This window comes from Bradyrhizobium sp. (assembly GCF_019242285.1).
GTDB lineage: Bacteria > Pseudomonadota > Alphaproteobacteria > Rhizobiales > Xanthobacteraceae > Bradyrhizobium.
The window spans coordinates 1-3,083 of record NZ_JAFAVV010000035.1 but is presented as its reverse complement, the minus strand read 5'-3'; the positions used below and the strand labels follow the sequence as shown (position 1 = coordinate 3,083).

Genomic DNA, 3,083 nt, shown 5'->3' with positions numbered 1-3,083 from the left:
AGACGATCTGCGCGAAGGCGAGCGTCAGCATCGCGAAGTACACGCCGCTCAGTTGCACGGCGAAGAAGCCGAAGATGGCGGCGCCGAGACAGCCCGCCAGCGGCGCCAGCACGAGGCAGGCGATCATCGGCAGGCCCGCCATCTTGGCAAGCAGCGCCGCGCCATAGGCGCCGAGACCGAAATAGGCGGCGTGGCCGAACGAGGCCAAGCCGCCAACCGACATGAGCAGATGCAGGCTGGCGGCAAAGATCACGAAGATCGCGATCTCGGCGCCGACCGAAAGTGCATAGTTGCCGACAACCAGCGGCAGCACCGCGGCGCCTGCGAGCGCGACGACGGCCATCAGTCGCTCGAGGGACGTGAGCGACCGCCAGGGCACCACCGACAGGCCGGGCGTGCGGCGCGCGGGCGCCTCCGCCTTGCCGAACAGGCCCCACGGACGCACGATCAGGACCACCGCCATCACCAGGAACAGCAGCACGATCGAGATCTTCGGGAAGATCAGGATGCCGAAGGCGTTGAGCTCGGACACCAACACCGCCGCGACGAAGGCGCCCAGGATGCTGCCGAGGCCGCCGATCACCACCACGACGAAGACGTCGACGATGATGCGCAGGTCGAGCGCGTGATGCACGGCATCGCGCGGAATCTGCAACGCGCCGCCGAGTGCGGCGAGAAACACACCGACCGCGAACACGCTGGTGAACAGCCATTTCTGGTTTACGCCCAGCGCCGCCACCATGTCGCGGTCCTGCGTCGCCGCGCGCACCAGGACCCCCCAGCGCGTGCGCTGGAACAGGAGAAAGAGGACGCCGAGCACGATCGGGCCGAGCGCGATCAGCAGCAGGTCGTAGCTCGGGATGTTCTGGCCGAACAGGTCGATGGCGCCTTTCAATCCCGGCGCGCGGCGGCCGAGCAGGTCACCCGGTCCCCAGATCAGCACCACGAGGTCCTCGACCATCAGCGTCAGACCGAAGGTCGCAAGCAACTGGAACAGCTCCGGCGCGTGATAGATCCGCCGCAGCAGCACCATCTCGATCACGGCGCCGACTGCGGCGACGATCAACGACGCCGCAACGATGCCGCCCCAGAACCCGAAGGCGCCGGAAAGGCGGTCGGTCAGCGTGAAGGCGACATAGGCGCCGAGCATGTAGAAGGCGCCATGCGCGAAATTGACGATCCGCGTCACGCCGAAGATGATCGACAAGCCCGACGCGACCAGGAACAGCGACGAGGCGCTGGCGAGGCCGGTCAGGAACTGCGCGAGATAGAAGGCCATGAAAACCCGGTGCCCGTTTGAAGTCACCTCTCCCCGCTCGCGGGGAGAGGTCGGATTGGATCGCCGGAGGAGCGAGCCTCACTCCTTCGGGCGCAGCTTCTCGACCTCGGCATCGCTGGGGAGAAAGTCCGCGCCGCTCTTGTAGGCGGTGTCGACCATGATGCCCTTGCCGTCCTTCAGCGCGGTCTTGCCGACGAAGGCGCCGAGGGTGGACTGGTGATCGATCTTGCGGAAGGTGATCTCGCCGAACGGCGAGGCCACCGACAGGCCTTCCGCGGCCGCGATCAGCTTCTCCGGATCGGTCGAGTTGGCCTTGATCAGGATCGCGGCAGCCGATTTGATGGTCTGGTAGCCGACGATCGAGCCGAGCCGCGGATAATCATTGTACTTCGCCTGATAGGCCTTCAGGAACGCATCGTGCTCGGGCGTCTTGAGCGAATACCAGGGATAGCCGGTGACGATCCATCCCTCCGGCGTCTCGTCCTTCAAGGGATCGAGATATTCCGGCTCGCCGGTCAGGAACGACACCACGCTACGGTCCTTGAACAGGCCGCGGGTGTTGCCCTCGCGCACGAGCTTGACGAGGTCGGCGGCGAAGGTGACGTTGAGGATCGCCTCCGGATTGGCGGCGGCGACCGCCTGCACCACCGGACCGGCGTCGATCTTGCCCTGCGGCGGCCACTGCTCGTCGACCCACTGGATGTCCGGCCGCTTCTCCGACATCAGCTTCTTGAACACCGACACCGCCGACTGGCCGTATTCATAGTTCGGCGCGATCGTCGCCCAGCGCTTGGCCGGCAGCTTCGCGGCCTGTTCGACCAGCATCGCGGCCTGCATGTAGTTCGACGGCCGCAGGCGGAACGTGTAGCGGTTGCCCTTCGACCAGGTGATGGCATCCGTCAGAGGCTCGGCGGCGAGAAAAAACACCTTCTTCTGGTTGGCGAAGTCGCTGACGGCAAGCCCGATGTTGGAGAGAAATGTGCCGGCGAGCATCGCGACGTTCTCGCTCGACACCAATTCGTTCGCCGCGGTCTGCGCATCCGCCGGCTTGCCGCCGTCGTCCTTGGAGATCACGACCAGCTTCTTGCCGTTGATGCCGCCGGCCGCGTTGATCTCCTCGACCGCAAGCTGCCAGCCCTTGCGATAGGGATCGGTGAAGGCCGGCAGCAGCGAGTAGCTGTTGATCTCGCCGATCTTGATCTCGCTTTGCGCCATGGCCGCGTTCGCCATGCCGGCCACCACCACCGCCAGGCCCGCGCCCAGCAAATGTCTGCGTCGCATTCCTCAACCTCCGTTATTGAAACGAACTATCGCAAGCCGTCCTCGCCCTTGATCTCGGCGACCGTGAGCCCGCCGACGCGCGGCAGCGGCCGGCCGGAATCGGTCACGGCGACCGCGACCATGATCTCGTTGGCGCGCGGCGCATCGTTGATCTGCACCTCCATGCCGTCGAAATGGCTGCGCACGAAGGCCGCATCCTTGTGGCCGAGCGGGATGTCGAGAGTGGTGCCGGGACCGCTGCGCTTCTTCGACGACGGGATCAGCGCCGCGCCCTTGCTCAGGACCTTGCGCACCGGCGCGCCCATCTTGGGGTGCAGGATCGCCGCGGCGTGCTCCAGTTCGCCGTTCTCCCCCACCGCCGCGGCCTTGCCGTAGCTCTGCGCCTTGGCGCCGTCGATGCCGAGCGCCGCGACCGCCTTCTTCGACAGCAATTCGCCGAGCTCCTCGCCGATTGCGATCAAGGGTGACAAGTCGTCGACGTAGCGGCCGGCAAAGGGGTTCTCGATCACTGCAATCGCTGCGG

General features: G+C 66.0%; 3 protein-coding genes. All 3 read right to left on the bottom strand.

Translation table 11 applies throughout. The annotated features are described in order from the left end of the window. Window positions 1-1,279: ABC transporter permease (locus JOY90_RS01680; RefSeq protein ID WP_291689440.1), on the bottom strand; the 1,279-nt coding region annotated here is incomplete at its 3' end. A gap of 78 nt (window positions 1,280-1,357) precedes the next feature. Continuing rightward, window positions 1,358-2,560 (bottom strand): ABC transporter substrate-binding protein, encoded by a 1,203-nt coding sequence (locus tag JOY90_RS01675; RefSeq protein ID WP_291689439.1) that lies wholly within the window; start codon window positions 2,558-2,560, stop codon window positions 1,358-1,360. 26 nt (window positions 2,561-2,586) lie between these two features. Further along, window positions 2,587-3,083, bottom strand: a 497-nt coding sequence (locus tag JOY90_RS01670) for an amino acid synthesis family protein (RefSeq protein WP_291689438.1), incomplete at its 5' end; no start/stop codon positions are given.

Excerpts from the sequence above, each read along its gene's own strand:
- JOY90_RS01675 (WP_291689439.1), bottom strand. The coding sequence starts at position 2,560 with ATGCGACGCAGACATTTGCTGGGCGCGGGCCTGGCGGTGGTGGTGGCC.